Origin of the sequence: Cupriavidus cauae, from assembly GCF_008632125.1 — a bacterium.
GTDB lineage: Bacteria > Pseudomonadota > Gammaproteobacteria > Burkholderiales > Burkholderiaceae > Cupriavidus > Cupriavidus cauae.
The window spans coordinates 1-14216 of record NZ_VWRN01000053.1 but is presented as its reverse complement, the minus strand read 5'-3'; the positions used below and the strand labels follow the sequence as shown (position 1 = coordinate 14216).

The 14216-nt window shown below is 69.1% G+C and carries 13 protein-coding genes and 1 pseudogene; 5 read left to right on the top strand and 9 right to left on the bottom strand.

What is annotated here, in order from left to right; translation table 11 throughout:
• Positions 1 to 8: 8 nt before the first annotated feature.
• The 3 genes from hemF to F1599_RS19010 all read right to left on the bottom strand — a co-directional run bounded on the left by hemF (position 9) and on the right by F1599_RS19010 (position 3248).
• Positions 9 to 920, bottom strand: a complete 912-nt coding sequence (gene hemF / locus F1599_RS19020; RefSeq protein WP_150084133.1) for an oxygen-dependent coproporphyrinogen oxidase — start codon at positions 918 to 920, stop codon at positions 9 to 11.
• A 238-nt stretch (positions 921 to 1158) separates the two neighbouring features.
• A complete protein-coding gene (purD, locus tag F1599_RS19015; protein WP_149317927.1) occupies positions 1159 to 2427 on the bottom strand; it encodes a phosphoribosylamine--glycine ligase in 1269 nt (422 codons plus the stop codon).
• Between the two features lie 95 nt (positions 2428 to 2522).
• A complete protein-coding gene (locus tag F1599_RS19010) occupies positions 2523 to 3248 on the bottom strand; it encodes a YebC/PmpR family DNA-binding transcriptional regulator (protein ID WP_149317928.1) in 726 nt (241 codons plus the stop codon).
• A gap of 349 nt (positions 3249 to 3597) precedes the next feature.
• Between F1599_RS19010 and F1599_RS19005 the strand changes: the two genes are divergently transcribed.
• Positions 3598 to 5157, top strand: coding sequence for a helicase HerA-like C-terminal domain-containing protein (locus F1599_RS19005; RefSeq protein ID WP_150084132.1), 1560 nt, complete (start codon positions 3598 to 3600; stop codon positions 5155 to 5157).
• A gap of 58 nt (positions 5158 to 5215) precedes the next feature.
• On the opposite strand, the gene upp is transcribed toward F1599_RS19005, so the two are convergent.
• On the bottom strand, positions 5216 to 5866 hold the full coding sequence (gene upp, locus F1599_RS19000; protein ID WP_006577223.1) for a uracil phosphoribosyltransferase: 651 nt from the start codon (positions 5864 to 5866) through the stop codon (positions 5216 to 5218).
• A gap of 346 nt (positions 5867 to 6212) precedes the next feature.
• Here upp and F1599_RS18995 point away from each other — a divergent pair, with 346 nt between their 5' ends.
• From F1599_RS18995 to F1599_RS18980, 4 genes are all read left to right on the top strand, one after another.
• Positions 6213 to 7154 (top strand): DMT family transporter, encoded by a 942-nt coding sequence (locus F1599_RS18995; RefSeq protein ID WP_149317931.1) that lies wholly within the window; start codon positions 6213 to 6215, stop codon positions 7152 to 7154.
• An 85-nt stretch (positions 7155 to 7239) separates the two neighbouring features.
• Positions 7240 to 8028, top strand: coding sequence for an SDR family oxidoreductase (locus F1599_RS18990; protein ID WP_150084131.1), 789 nt, complete (start codon positions 7240 to 7242; stop codon positions 8026 to 8028).
• An 8-nt stretch (positions 8029 to 8036) separates the two neighbouring features.
• Positions 8037 to 8453 (top strand): methylglyoxal synthase, encoded by a 417-nt coding sequence (locus tag F1599_RS18985; RefSeq protein ID WP_150084130.1) that lies wholly within the window; start codon positions 8037 to 8039, stop codon positions 8451 to 8453.
• A 66-nt stretch (positions 8454 to 8519) separates the two neighbouring features.
• Positions 8520 to 9494, top strand: coding sequence for a quinone oxidoreductase family protein (locus F1599_RS18980; RefSeq protein WP_149317934.1), 975 nt, complete (start codon positions 8520 to 8522; stop codon positions 9492 to 9494).
• Positions 9495 to 9663: 169 nt separating this feature from the next.
• Here F1599_RS18980 and F1599_RS18975 read toward each other — a convergent pair whose 3' ends face one another.
• From F1599_RS18975 to F1599_RS18955, 5 genes and pseudogenes are all read right to left on the bottom strand, one after another.
• Positions 9664 to 9957 (bottom strand): YkvA family protein, encoded by a 294-nt coding sequence (locus tag F1599_RS18975; RefSeq protein ID WP_149317935.1) that lies wholly within the window; start codon positions 9955 to 9957, stop codon positions 9664 to 9666.
• 301 nt (positions 9958 to 10258) lie between these two features.
• Positions 10259 to 11410: a BMP family ABC transporter substrate-binding protein gene (locus F1599_RS18970; protein WP_150084129.1), complete on the bottom strand. Its 1152-nt coding sequence runs from the start codon at positions 11408 to 11410 to the stop codon at positions 10259 to 10261.
• Between the two features lie 143 nt (positions 11411 to 11553).
• Complete coding sequence (locus tag F1599_RS18965; protein WP_150084128.1) at positions 11554 to 12474, bottom strand: ABC transporter permease; 921 nt, start codon at positions 12472 to 12474, stop codon at positions 11554 to 11556.
• Positions 12475 to 12500: 26 nt separating this feature from the next.
• Positions 12501 to 13616, bottom strand: coding sequence for an ABC transporter permease (locus F1599_RS18960; protein WP_149317938.1), 1116 nt, complete (start codon positions 13614 to 13616; stop codon positions 12501 to 12503).
• A pseudogene (locus F1599_RS18955) lies at positions 13609 to 14216 on the bottom strand (ABC transporter ATP-binding protein); the annotation flags it as partial. The gene F1599_RS18960 and the pseudogene F1599_RS18955, both read right to left, overlap by 8 nt.

Sequence of the window (14216 nt, the reverse complement as noted above, 5' to 3'; positions counted from 1 at the left end):
GGTGAGGTTCAGACCCAGTCGCGCGCCGGCAGGAAATCCGTGTACAGCGCCGCTTCGGCGCTGCCCGGCTCGGGCTGCCAGTCGTAGCGCCAGGCGGCCTGCGGCGGCATCGACATCAGGATCGATTCGGTGCGGCCGCCCGATTGCAGGCCGAACAGCGTGCCGCGGTCGAACACCAGGTTGAATTCGACATAGCGGCCGCGGCGATAGGCCTGGAAGTCGCGCTCGCGCGGGCCGTAAGGGGTGTCCTTGCGCGCCTGCAGGATCGGCAGGTAGGCGTCGAGGAAGCCGTCGCCGACCGCGCGCATCATCGCGAAGCTGTCGTCGAAGCCGAGCGCGGAGAAGTCGTCGAAGAACACGCCGCCGACGCCGCGCGCCTCGCCGCGATGCTTCAGGAAGAAATACTCGTCGCACCAGCGCTTGAAGCGCGGATACAGCTCGGCGCCGAACGGATCGAGCGCGCGCTTGCAGGTGGTGTGGAAATGCCGGCAGTCGTCGGCATTGCCGTAGTAGGGCGTCAGGTCCATGCCGCCGCCGAACCACCAGACGGGCTCGGCGCCTTCCTTGACCGCCAGGAAGCAGCGCACGTTCATATGGACCGTGGGCACGTAGGGATTGCGCGGATGGAACACCAGCGAGACCCCCATCGCCTCGAAGCCGCGTCCGGCCAGTTCGGGCCGGTTGGCGCTGGCCGAGGGCGGCAGCGCGTCGCCGCGCACGTGCGAGAAGCCGACGCCGGCCCGCTCCATCACCGCGCCGCCTTCGAGGATGCGGGTGCGGCCGCTGCCGCGCAGGCGCTCGGTGGGCGGCTTTTCCCAGGCATCGGTGGCGAACGGCTGTCCGTCGATGGCGGCGACGGCATCCGTGATGCGGTCTTGCAGATCCAGCAGATAGGCGCGGACTGCCTGGGAATCGATCATGAGCATGGTCAGGATTGTAGCCGCTGCCCCGTCATGGTGCGGCGGGGCCGGCACGCGGGGGAGCGTCAGGACAGCCTCAGGGCATTTCTCCCCTCTCCCGCCTGCGGGAGAGGGGCGGGGGAGGGGGCAAGGGCATCGCTATCGCCGACGTGGTTTGAGACCACCCCCTGTCCCCGGCCCTCCCCCCGTGAAGGGGGAGAGGGAGAACAAGGCGGAGCCGGCCCAAGGGACAGGGACCTCAGCGCTTGATCGCGCGATACCCGATATCCGAGCGGTACTGCATGCCGTCGAAGTGGATCTGCTGGGCCGCCGCATAGGCCGCGCGCTGCGCCGCCTTGACGGTATCGGCCAGGCCCACCACGCACAGCACGCGGCCGCCATTGGTCAGCAGCTTGCCGTCGGCCAGCGTGGTGCCGGCGTGGAAGGTCACGCTGTCGTCGGTCTCGGCCGGAATGCCGGTGATCAGGTCGCCCTTGCGCGGTGCGTCCGGATAGCCGTGCGCGGCCATCACCACGCCCAGCGCGGTACGGCGGTCCCAGTCGAGCTCGACCGCGTCGAGCCGGCCGTTGACCGCGTGCTCCATCACGTCGAACAGGTCCGTCTTCAGACGCGCCATGATCGGCTGGGTCTCGGGATCGCCCATGCGGCAGTTGAATTCCAGCGTCTTCGGATTGCCGTCGCGGTCGATCATCAGGCCGGCGTACAGGAAGCCGGTGTACGGAATGCCGTCCTTCTCCATGCCGCGCACGGTCGGCATGATGATCTCGCGCAGCACGCGCGCATGCAGCGCGGGCGTGACCACCGGCGCCGGCGAATAGGCGCCCATGCCGCCGGTATTGGGGCCGGCGTCGCCGTCGAGCAGGCGCTTGTGGTCCTGGCTGGTGGCCAGCGCCAGCACGTTGGCGCCGTCGACCATCACGATGAAGCTGGCTTCCTCGCCCTCCAGGAATTCCTCGATGACGACGCGCGCGCCGGCATCGCCGAGCTTGTTGTCCGCCAGCATCATGTCGACCGCGGCGTGCGCCTCTTCCAGCGTGGTGGCGACCACCACGCCCTTGCCCGCGGCCAGGCCGTCGGCCTTGATCACGATCGGCGCGCCCTGCGCGTCGATGTAGGCGTGCGCCTGGCCGGCGTCGGCGAAGGTCTGGTAGGCGGCGGTCGGGATCTGGTGCCGGTGCATGAAGGCCTTGGCGAAGTCCTTCGACGACTCCAGCTGCGCGGCCGCCTTGCTCGGGCCGAAGATGCGCAGGCCCTGCGCGCGGAACACGTCGACGATGCCGGCCGCCAGCGGCGCCTCGGGACCGACCACGGTGAAATGCACGTTCTCCTGGCGGGCGAAGTCCGCCAGCGCCACCGGGTCGGTCACCGGGACGTTCTGCAGCCGCTTGTCCAGCGCCGTGCCACCGTTGCCCGGCGCCACGTAGACGACCTGCACCTTGGGCGACTGGGCCAGTTTCCAGGCCAGCGCGTGTTCACGTCCGCCCGAGCCGACAACCAATACTTTCATGATCCACTGCCAGAAGATAAAGCTTTGGGGAGGGCGGCCGCTGCATCGATGTCGCGACGGCCGCCGGGGAGAGGGGAGGGGGCGGAAGCGCCGGCTCAGTCCTCGATCACTGCGTTGGTGAAGACTTCCTGCACGTCGTCGAGGTTTTCCAGCGCGTCGAGCAGCTTCTGCATCTTGACGGCGTCGTCGCCGGTGAAGCTGACCTCGTTCTGCGGCTTCATCACGACGTCGGCGACCTCGGCCTTGAAGCCGGCCGCTTCCAGCGCCGTCTTGACGGTGCCGAAATCGTTGGGCGGGCAGGTGACCTCGATCGAGCCGTCCTCGTGGGTGACGACGTCGTCGGCACCGGCCTCGAGCGCGGCCTCCATCAGCTTGTCCTCGGGCGTGCCCGGCGCGAACAGGAACTGGCCGCAGTGCGTGAACATGAAGGCCACCGATCCCTCGGTGCCCATGTTGCCGCCGTGCTTCGAGAAGGCGTGGCGCACTTCGGCGACGGTACGGGTGCGGTTGTCGGTCAGGCAATCGACGATGATCGCGGCGCCCGACAGGCCGTAGCCCTCGTAGCGGATTTCCTCGTAGCTGGCGCCTTCCAGACCGCCCACGCCGCGCTGGATCGCGCGCTGGATGTTGTCCTTGGGCATGTTGGCGTCCATGGCCTTGTCCACGGCCAGGCGCAGGCGCGGATTCGAATCGGCATCGGCGCCGCCGAGCTTGGCGGCGACGGTGATTTCCTTGATCAGGCGGGTCCAGATCTTGCCGCGCTTGGCGTCGGCTGCGGCTTTCTTATGCTTGATATTGGCCCATTTGGAATGACCGGCCATGTTTCTCTCCGAGGCGGAACAGGTACGCGAGGCGCGTGCAGCGCGGCAAGGGCAGCATGGCCGAAGGCTGGCGGCCGGACCGGCGGGCGCTTGAGCGCGCCCACGCGGCCTGTTGCGATGCACGCGCCGGTGATGGAATCATCAGCGGCAGGCCATGACTGCTGGCAATCACTGCTGGATATAATCAGCCCGGGATTTTATCACGCGGCCCTGCGTGCCAGACCGCAGGCCCGGCCCTTGCCGCGCCGGGCCGGGCGGGCTTCGTGGCACCGCACCATCGCCGCACTATCCCGGCACCATCGCTTCATCATCGCCTCGTCATCGCGTCCTTATTCACCGGAGCCCCAGCATGGCCGACCCCATCGTTATCGCCAAGAACGCCCAGCAAGAACTGGCCCTGCTGCCACAGATGGGCAATCGCCACGGGCTGATCACCGGCGCCACCGGCACCGGCAAGACCGTGACGCTGCAAACGCTGGCGCAGGGCTTCTCGCGGCTCGGCGTGCCGGTCTTCATGGCCGACGTCAAGGGCGACCTGACCGGCATCTCGCAGCCCGGCCAGCTGTCCGACAAGCTCGCCAGGCGGCTGGCCGACCTGGGCCTGCCCGAGCCGGTCTGGGGCGCGTGCCCGACCACGCTGTGGGACGTGTTCGGCGAGAAGGGCCATCCGGTGCGCGCCACCGTGTCCGACATGGGCCCGCTGCTGCTGTCGCGCATGCTCGAGCTCAACGACACCCAGCAGGGCGTGCTGAACCTGGTGTTCCGCATCGCCGATGCCAATGGCCTGCTGCTGCTCGACGCCAAGGACCTGCGCGCGATGCTGCAGCACGTCGGCGACAACGCCTCGCAGTTCACCACCGAGTACGGCAATATCTCGGCCGCGTCGATCGGCGCGATCCAGCGCGGCCTGGTCGCGCTCGAATCGCAGGGCGCCGACGTGTTCTTCGGCGAGCCGATGCTGAACCTGGACGACTTCATGCAGACCGACAAGGGTCTGGGCATGGTCAATATCCTGGCCGCCGACAAGCTGCTGCACGCGCCGCGGCTGTATGCGACCTTCCTGCTGTGGCTGCTGTCGGAACTGTTCGAGAAGCTGCCCGAGGCGGGCGACCTCGACAAGCCCAAGCTGGTGTTCTTCTTCGACGAGGCCCACCTGCTGTTCAACGACGCACCCAAGGCCTTGCTCGAGAAGATCGAGCAGGTGGTGCGGCTGATCCGTTCCAAGGGCGTCGGCGTGTACTTCGTCACGCAGAATCCGATCGATATTCCGGACACCGTGCTGGGGCAGCTGGGCAACCGCGTCCAGCATGCGCTGCGCGCGTTCACGCCGCGCGACCAGAAGGCGGTCAAGGTGGCCGCCACCACGATGCGCGCCAATCCCGAGCTGGACGTCGAGAAGGCGATCGGCGAGCTGGCGGTGGGCGAGGCGCTGATCTCGCTGCTCGACGCCAAGGGCACGCCCGGCATCACGCAGCGCGCGTGGGTGCTGGCGCCGGGCAGCCGCATCGGCCCGATCGACGAGGCCGAGCGCAAGCAGCTGCTGGCCTCGTCGCTGGTGGCGGGCACCTACGAGAAGGCCGTCGATCGGGAATCGGCCTACGAGCGGCTCAAGGGCAGGGCCGCGCAGGAGGCGGATGCGCAGGCCGGGCAGGGGCAGAACGGTGCGCAGAACGGCGGGCAGGGCGCAGGCCAGCCCGCGCCGCAGCAGGCCGGCGAACGCGGCTGGCTCGACGAGGCCGGCGATCTGTTCGGCGGCCTGACGCGCGGCACCGGCAAGAGCGGCCGCGGCGATTCGATCCTCGAATCGATGGCCAAGTCGGCCGCCCGCACGGTCGGCTCGCAGGTCGGCCGCGAGCTGATCCGCGGTGTGCTGGGCAGCCTGCTGGGGTCGGGGCGCAAGCGCCGCTAAGGCGCGGCGGCGGGGGCCGGCCCCGGCATCGGCCCCCGCCCCCGCCCCCGCCCCCGCATCAGTTCTTGGTGCCGAACAGCCGGTCGCCCGCATCCCCCAGGCCCGGCACGATGTAGGCGTGCTCGTCCAGATGGCTGTCGAGCGAGGCCACGTAGAGCTTCACGTTCGGGTGGGCCTTCTGGAAGACCTCGACGCCCTCGGGCGCCGCCACCAGCGCGACGAAGGTGATCGCCTCGTCCTTGACGCCGCGGCGCTTGAGCACGTCGACCGCATGTGCCGCCGAATAGCCGGTGGCGACCATCGGATCGCACAGGATGAAGCTGCGGTCCTCCAGGTCGGGCAGCCGCACCAGGTATTCGACCGGACGATGATGCTCGTCGCGATAGACGCCGATATGGCCGATCCGCGCCGACGGGATCAGCTCGACCAGGCCGTCGCTCATGCCGACGCCGGCGCGCAGCACCGGCACGATGGTCAGCTTCTTGCCGGCGATCACCGGCGCGTCCATGCTGACCAGCGGCGTGTCGATATGGCGCGTGGTCAGCGGCAGGCTGCGCGTGATCTCGTAACCCATCAGCAGCGTGATTTCGCGCAGCAGCTCGCGAAAGGTCCGCGTCGACGTGTCGCGGTCGCGCATGTGCGACAGCTTGTGCTGGATCAGCGGGTGGTCGAGGATGAACAGGTTGGGGAAACGCGGATCTTGCTTCATGGCGGGTAGCGGCTGGCGGTGAGGGCAGGGCGGAATCCGGGGGATCGCCCCGGTGGTGCCGGATTGTAATGGATGGGCTCCGGGTCGTCCCCCGGTCCGCGCGAAAGCGGGGACACGGTGCCTGGCAACGCCACAAACGCTGCGGGTCGAACCATCGGACGCCGGGGCCCGCCTGAGGGGCGGCGACGAAGCCCCGTCCGATGCCTTTGCGCCTTTTGACATACAATCCTCGCGTCTGTCCGGCGGCATTGTCGGGCGGCAATGCCAAACAAAATTTCCCGACGTCATGCCTTGCCGCGCCCGCCTGTCGGCGACCGCGCGCGGACAGGCCGTTTGCACCATACCCGTGCCCGCTTCCCAGAAATCCCTCGCCAGCCCCGCCGGCGCCTCCGCCGGCGCGCGGCAGCGCACCGGGCTTGCCGTCGCCGCCATCGGCGCGGTGCTGTTCTCCGGCAAGGCCATCGTCGCCAAACTGATGTACCGCTACAACGTCGACGCGGTGATGGTGATCACGCTGCGCATGCTGTTCGCGGTGCCGCTGTTCATGGCGATCGGCTGGTGGCAGTCGATGCGGCTGCCGCCGCTGTCGTGGGCCGATCGCGGCCGCGTGCTGATGCTCGGCTTCATCGGCTACTACCTGTCGAGCTTTCTCGATTTCCTCGGTCTGCAGTACATCACCGCGGGGCTGGAGCGGCTGATCCTGTTCCTGACGCCGTCCTTCGTCGTGCTGGCCACCGCCTTCGGCTTCAAGCGTCATATCAGCCGCCAGCAATGGATCTCGCTGCTGCTGGCCTATGCCGGCATCGTGCTGGTGCTGGCCCACGATCTCGACGTCAGCGGCAGCCAGGTCTGGCTCGGCGCCGCGCTGGTGCTGGGCAGCGCGCTCAGCTACGCGGTCTATCTGATCGCCAGCGGCGAGCTGGTGGCGCGCATCGGCTCGCTGCGGCTGGTCGCCTATGCGATGTGCGTGTCCACCGCCTGCTGCGTGGTGCAATATCTGGTGCTGGGGCGCCCGTGGGGCGAGCTGCTGCAGCCGGCGCCGGTGATGTGGCTGTCGGTGATCAACGCGGTGTTCTGCACCGTGCTGCCGGTGTCGCTGACGATGATGGCGGTGGCGCGCATCGGCGCGCCGATGGCCTCGCAGGCCGGCATGATCGGCCCGGTGTCGACGCTGTTCCTCGGCTTCTGGCTGCTGGGCGAGCCGATCACCGTGGTGCAGCTGGCCGGCAGCGCGCTGGTGATGGGCGGCATCTATCTGCTGTCGCGCGGCAAGACCGCGCGCGGCTGAATCGACGTGACGGCGAGCGCGTGAGCCACGCAACGGCGCGCGCTCGAACAAGCTTGGACAATTAGCGAATCAAGGAGAAGGGAGCATGGATTTCGGACTGCGAGGCAAGCATGCGCTGGTGTGCGGCGCCAGCAAGGGACTGGGCTTTGCGTGCGCCGATGCGCTGGCCGCCGAGGGCGTCGACGTGGTGATCGTGGCGCGCGGCGCCGAGGCGCTGGACAAGGCCGCCGCCGACCTGCGCGCGCGCCATGGCCGCCGCGTGATCGCGGTGGCGACCGACATCACCACGCCGGAAGGCCGCCGGCAGGCGCTCGACGCCGCGGCCAAGCTCGGCGACCTCGACATCCTGGTCAACAACGCGGGCGGCCCGCCGCCGGGCAACTTCCGCGACTGGAACCGCGAGGACTGGATCGCCGCGCTGGACGCCAACATGCTGACGCCGATCGAACTGATCAAGGCCACCGTCGACGGCATGATCGCGCGCAAGTGGGGCCGCATCATCAATATCACCAGCGGCGCGGTCAAGGCGCCGATCGACGTGCTGGGCCTGTCCAACGGCGCGCGCTCGGGCCTGACCGGCTTCGTCGCCGGCGTGGCGCGCGAGGTCGCGCAGCATGGCGTGACCATCAACAACCTGCTGCCGGGGCCGTTCAATACCGACCGCCTGTACAAGACCATGGAAGGCGCGGCGAAGAAGGCCAACCTGACGGTCGACGAGGTCGCCCAGCGCCGCGCCGTGCAGAATCCGTCGCGCCGCTTCGGCGATCCGGCCGAGTTCGGCGCCACCTGCGCCTTCCTGTGCAGCAAGCAGGCCGCGTACATCACCGCGCAGAACATCCTGCTGGACGGCGGCGCCTACCCCGGCACCTTCTGAGCGCGCGCATGACGACCACCCCTGTCGCCGCGGTACCGCCGCGCATCGCGCTGATCGCGCACGACCGCAAGAAGGACGACATCGTCGCCTTCGCCCGCCGCCACCGCGACTTCCTCGTGCACTGCGAGCTGCTGGCCACCGGCACCACCGGCGGCCGGCTGATCGACGAGGTGGGACTGCAGGTCACGCGCATGCTGTCCGGCCCGTGGGGCGGCGACCTGCAGATCGGCGCGCAGCTCGCCGAGGGCCGCGTCGCCGCGGTGATCTTCCTGCGCGACCCGATGACGCCGCAGCCGCACGAACCCGATATCAACGCGCTGGTGCGCGCCTGCGACGTGCACGACGTGCCGTGCGCGACCAATGTGGCGACCGCCGACATGCTGATCGCCGAAATGCGGCGCCGCGCCGAGGCGCCGGCCGGCTGAGCCGGGCGCGGGGTCGCCGGGACCCCGCGGCGCTTCCATCCGATCATCCCCAAGGAGAACCGAACCATGAGCAAAGCCATCCGCATCTTCGAGAACGGCGGTCCTGAAGTGATGCAGTGGGTCGACGTCGAGGTCGGCGAGCCCGGCCCGGGCGAGATCCGCATCCGGCAGGAGGCGGTCGGCCTGAACTACATCGACGTCTATTTCCGCACCGGGCTGTACAAGCAGCCGCTGCCCGGCGGGATCGGCATGGAAGGGGCCGGCGTGGTCGAGGCGGTCGGGCCGGGCGTGACGCACTTGAGCGTGGGCGATCGCGTCGCCTATGCCGGTCGTCCGACCGGCGCCTATGCGCAGGTGCGCGTGATGCCGGCCGACATCGTCGTCAGGCTGCCGGACGACATCTCGTTCGAGCAGGCCGCGGCGATGATGCTGCAGGGCATGACGGTGCAATACCTGGTGCGCGACACCTACCGCGTGCAGCCGGGCGACACCGTGCTGCTGCACGCCGCCGCCGGCGGCATCGGCCTGATCGCCTCGCAATGGCTGAAGGCGCTGGGCGCCACCGTGATCGGCACGGTCGGCAACGACGACAAGGCCGCGCTGGCGCGCGCGCACGGCTGCGACCACACCATCGTCTACACGCGCGAGTCCTTCCTCGACCGCGTCAAGGAGATCACCGGCGGCAAGGGCGTCGCGGTGGTCTACGACTCGATCGGCAAGGACACCTTCAACGATTCGCTGGACTGCCTGGCGCCGCGCGGCACCATGGTCAGCTTCGGCAATGCCTCGGGCCCGGTGCCGCCGGTCGATATCTCGGTGCTGGGCGCCAAGGGCTCGCTGAAGCTGACGCGGCCGACCATCATGACCTATGTCACGCAGCGCGACCTGCTCGAGCCGATGGCGGCCGAGCTGTTCGACATCGTGCGCAGCGGCAAGGTCAAGATCGAGGTGCGCCAGCGCTATCCGCTGTCCGAGGTCGCGCAGGCGCATCGCGAACTGGAAGCGCGCAAGACCACCGGGTCGACCGTGCTGATTCCGTAAGCGCGCGGCAGGCGGCGATCAGGCTGCGATCAGGCGGCAATCAGGCCGCAGTAGGGGTCGCAGTAGGGGTCGCAGTCGGGCCGCAGCAGGGGCCGCAGTCGGGCCGCAACGAGAAAGGGCGCCAGTGGCGCCCTTTTCTCTTGCTGCTTCTTTTGCTCTTATCGCGTGCTCAGCGCGGCCGGACCGTGGTCGCTGCCGACCGCATCTGCGCTTGCCGCAGGATATGCGGCGGCAGGCGCTTGAGGATCAGGTGAACCGCCAGCGGGATCAGCACCAGGTCGTCGACGATGCCCAGTCCCGCCACCACGTCGGGGATCAGGTCGATCGGCGACAGCGCGTACAGCACCACGCCGATCACCGCCGGCTTGAGCCAGCCTGGCGCGTCGGGGTGCCGCAGCGCATGCCAGAGCAGGCGCCCATCGCGCCGCGCGAGCGTCCAAAGCGCCGAGAATCGTTTCCACATGAGAGGCCTCCTTCACACTGTGCACCCGCGGCTGGAAATGCGCGGCACGACAACAGGATAGCTTGGGCCGATCGGGCGGGGTTCAAGTTCCCCGCGGCGATGTGGTGAAGGCAGGGGAGGGTTTGCTCCCTTCTCCCGCGCGCGGGAGAGGGGCTGGGGGAGAGGGAAAGGCAGGTCGTCATGCGAGCGGCGCCAGCGTGTGCCAGCGCAGTTCGCCCTCTCCCCCGACCCCTCTCCCGCCTTGGCGGGAGAGGGGAGAACTACGAGGGGGAACTACGACGGCCAGCGCTGTCGATCGCCATCAACCCGGAATCTGCCCCTCCACACCCTCGACGTAGAACTTGATGCCGTGCAGGAACTTGTCGTCGGCGACCTGGCCTTCGGCGAGCTGCTCCTTGCCGGTGTTGTCCTTGATCGGGCCCTTCCAGATCGGCGAGCTGCCCTCGATGATGCCGCGGCGGCGCTCGGCGACCAGCGCCTTGACGTCCTCGGGCACGTCGGCGTTGAAGCCGGTCAGGTCGATCATGTTTTCCTTCAGGCCCCACCAGGTGGTGCCATTGGTCCACTGGCCGCCGAGCACGTCGCCGACCACCTTGTTGTAGTAGACGCCCCACGAGATCACCGACGCCGCCAGATGGGCCTTGGGACCGAACTTGCTCATGTCGCTGTCCCAGCCGAACGCGTGCACGCCCTTTTCCTGCGCGGTCTGCACCACGGCGGCCGAGTCGGTGTTCTGCATCAGCATGTCGACGCCCTGGCCGATCAGCGTGGTCGCGGCCTCGCGCTCCTTGCCCGGATCGAACCACTTGTTGACCCAGACCACCTTGACGGTTGCGTTCGGATTGACGCTGCGCGCGCCGAGCGCGAACGAGTCGATGTTGCGGATCACCTCGGGGATCGGCACCGAGGCGACCACGCCCATCTTGCCGGTCTTGCTCATCTTGCCCGCGACCACGCCGGCGAGGTACGCGCCCTCGTAGGTGCGCACGTCGTACTGGGCGAGATTCTCGGCGGTCTTGAAGCCGGTCGCGTGCTCGAAGCGGACGTCCGGGAATTCGCGGGCGACCTTCAGCATCGACTCCATGTAGCCGAAGGTCGTGCCGAAGATCAGCTTGTTGCCCTGGCTGGCCAGGTCGCGGAACACGCGCTCGGCGTCGGCGGCCGACTCGGGCACGTTCTCGACGTAGGTGGTCTTGACCTTGTCGCCGAACTTCTCCTCGACCGCCTTGCGGCCGCGGTCGTGCGCATAGGTCCAGCCGGCGTCGCCGACCGGTCCGATATAGACGAAGGCGACCTTCAGCGGCTCGCCCGCCTGGCCCGCGGCGGCCGGGGCCGAGGCGGCGCCCGGCGCGGGCTGCTCTGCCTCCTTCTTGCCGCAGCCGGCCAGCGTGGCGACCGCCAGCAGCGTGGTGGCGGCCAGCGTCGCGAGGGACTTCCTGCGCGTGACGTTCATCGATTTCTCCTTGTGTTGAATGTGCGAATGCATGCGGGACATATGCGGAAGCATGCGGGATGCCAGGCGGGTTGGCTCTGCTTGCAGACGGCGGGCGCGGCCCCGCGGCGACCCCTGTTCGCCGCGCCGCCGATCGAAACGGTTCAGGCGTTGCCGGGGCGGAACGGCCGTCCCAACGACGCCGGCATGTTCAGGCGGATCCACGCCGGATTGCGCGAGATCAGCGCCAGCACGACGATGGTGGCCGCGTACGGCAGCATCGACAGGATCTGCGACGGCACCGAGACGCCGATGCCCTGCAGATAGAACTGCAGGATCGTCACGCCGCCGAACAGCCAGGCGCCGACCAGCACGCGGCCGGGCCGCCAGGTGGCGAAGGTGGTCAGCGCCAGCGCGATCCAGCCGCGTCCGGCGACCAGGTTCTCGACCCACATCGGCGTATAGACCAGCGACAGGTAGGCGCCCGCCAGCCCGCAGCAGCCGCCGCCGAACAGCAGCGCGGCGAAACGGATCCAGCGCACCGGATAGCCGAGCGCGTGCGCCGACTCGGGCGATTCGCCGATCGCGCGCAGCGTCAGCCCGGCGCGCGTGCGGAACAGGAACCACATGATCGCCAGGCACAGCAGCACGCTGACATAGACCATCCAGTGATGCTGGAAGAAGGCCGGGCCGACGAAGGGCAGGTCGGCCAGGCCCGGCACCTTGCTGCCCTGCGCGGGCATCGCATGGCCGACGAAGCGCTGGCCCATGAAGGCCGACAGGCCGGTGCCGAAGATCGACAGCGCCAGGCCCGTGGCGACCTGATTGGTGGCCAGCACCAGCGCCAGCCAGGCGAACAGCGTGGCCATCGCCATGCCGGCCAGCGCGCCGGCGACGAAGCCGAGCAGCGGCGATTGGGTCTGGTAGCCGACCATGAAGCCGAACACCGCGGCGACCAGCATCATGCCTTCGGCGCCCAGGTTCAGCACGCCGGCGCGTTCGTTGATCAAGAGGCCCAGCGCGGCCAGCAGCAGCGGGGTGCCGGCATTGATCGCGGTGGCGACAAGGGGAGCGAATTGTTCCATGGGGATATCGGTGGGGGGCCGGGGGACTATCGGACGGCCGCCGCGCGCCAGCGCAGGCGGTGGTCGATCAGGCTGTCGCAGGCGAGCAGGAAGAACAGCAGCATCCCCTGGAACACCCAGCCGATGGCCGACGGCAGGCCCAGGCGCGATTGCGCCATCTCGCCGCCGATATAGAACAGCGACATCACGATGCCGCCGAACACCGCGCCGACCGGATGCAGCCGGCCGACGAAGGCGACGATGATCGCGGTGAAGCCATAGCCCGGCGAGATCGAAGGCAGCAGCTGGCCGATCGGCCCCACCACCTCGAAGGCCCCGGCCAGCCCGGCAAAGCCGCCCGAGATCAGCAACGCCATCCACAGCGAGGCGCGCGCCGAGAAGCCGGCGTAGCGCGCCGCGGACGGCGCGGTGCCGCCGACCTGCAGCCGGTAGCCGGCGAAGCTGCGGAACAGGAACACCGTCATCACCGCCACCAGCACCAGCATCACGACGAAGCCGGCATGCAGCCGCGAGCCCGACATCAGGTTGGGCAGCAGGAACTCGGACGAGAACACCTTGGACTGCGGGAAATTCATGCCCTGCGGATCCTTCAGCGGGCCGTTGACCACGTAGAGGATCAGCTGCTGCGCGATATAGGTCAGCATCAGCGAGACCAGGATCTCGTTGGCGTTGAAGCGGTCGCGCAGCAGCGCGGTGATGCCGGCCCACAGCATGCCGCCGGCGATGCCGGCGAGCGAGGCCAGCACCAGCACGGCCGTGCCGCTCGTGGCGCTCGCCTGGTGGCCCGGCACATCGAACCACAGCACCGTCGCCGCGGCGAAGATGCCGCCGAGGATCAGCTGTCCCTCGGCGCCGATGTTCCAGACGTTGGCCCGGTAGCAGACCGACAGCCCGAGCGCACACAGCACCAGCGGCACGGTTTTCAGCAGCACCTCGCCGAGCGCGCGCTTGTCCTTGACGGGATCGACGAGGAAGACCTTCAGCGCGGCCATCGGGTCCTTGCCGAGCAGCACGAACAGCAGCGCGCCGAAAGCGAGGGTCAGTGCCAGCGCGATCACCGGCGAGGCATAGGCCATCGGGCGCGAGGGCAGGCCGCGCGGGGCCAGCGACAGGGGAAAGACGAAGCCGAGCGATTTAGCCATGGACGCGTGCCTCCGCGACGTCATGCCGGCCTTCGTCGTGGCCGCCCGGTCCGCCTTGCCACAGCCCGCTCATCCACAGGCCGATCTGTTCGCGCGTGGCGTCTTCCACCGGAATCGACGGCGACAGCCGCCCCTTGGCGATCACGTGCAACCGGTCGCAGATCGCGAACAGCTCGTCGAGCTCCTCCGAGACGACCAGGATCGCGCAGCCGGTCGCCTTCAGCGCCAGCAGCTCGTTGTGGATCTGCGCGGCGGCGCCGACGTCGACGCCCCAGGTCGGCTGCGCGACGATCAGCACGCCGGGGCCGCTCTCGATCTCGCGGCCCACGATGAACTTCTGCAGGTTGCCGCCCGACAGGCTGCGCGCCAGCGCGTCCGGGCCGCCTGCCTTGACGCGAAAGCGCTGGATGATCGCGGCCGCGAGCCCGGCCGCCGCTTTGGGCGAGACCAGGCCGCGCCGCACATAGGGCGGGTCCTGGTGCGACAGCAGCGTATTGTCGGCCAGGCTCATGCCCGGCACCGCGCCGCGGCCCAGGCGCTCCTCGGGCACGAAGGCCAGGCCCGCGCGCCGCCGTGCGCGCGCGTCGAGCCGGCCGACCG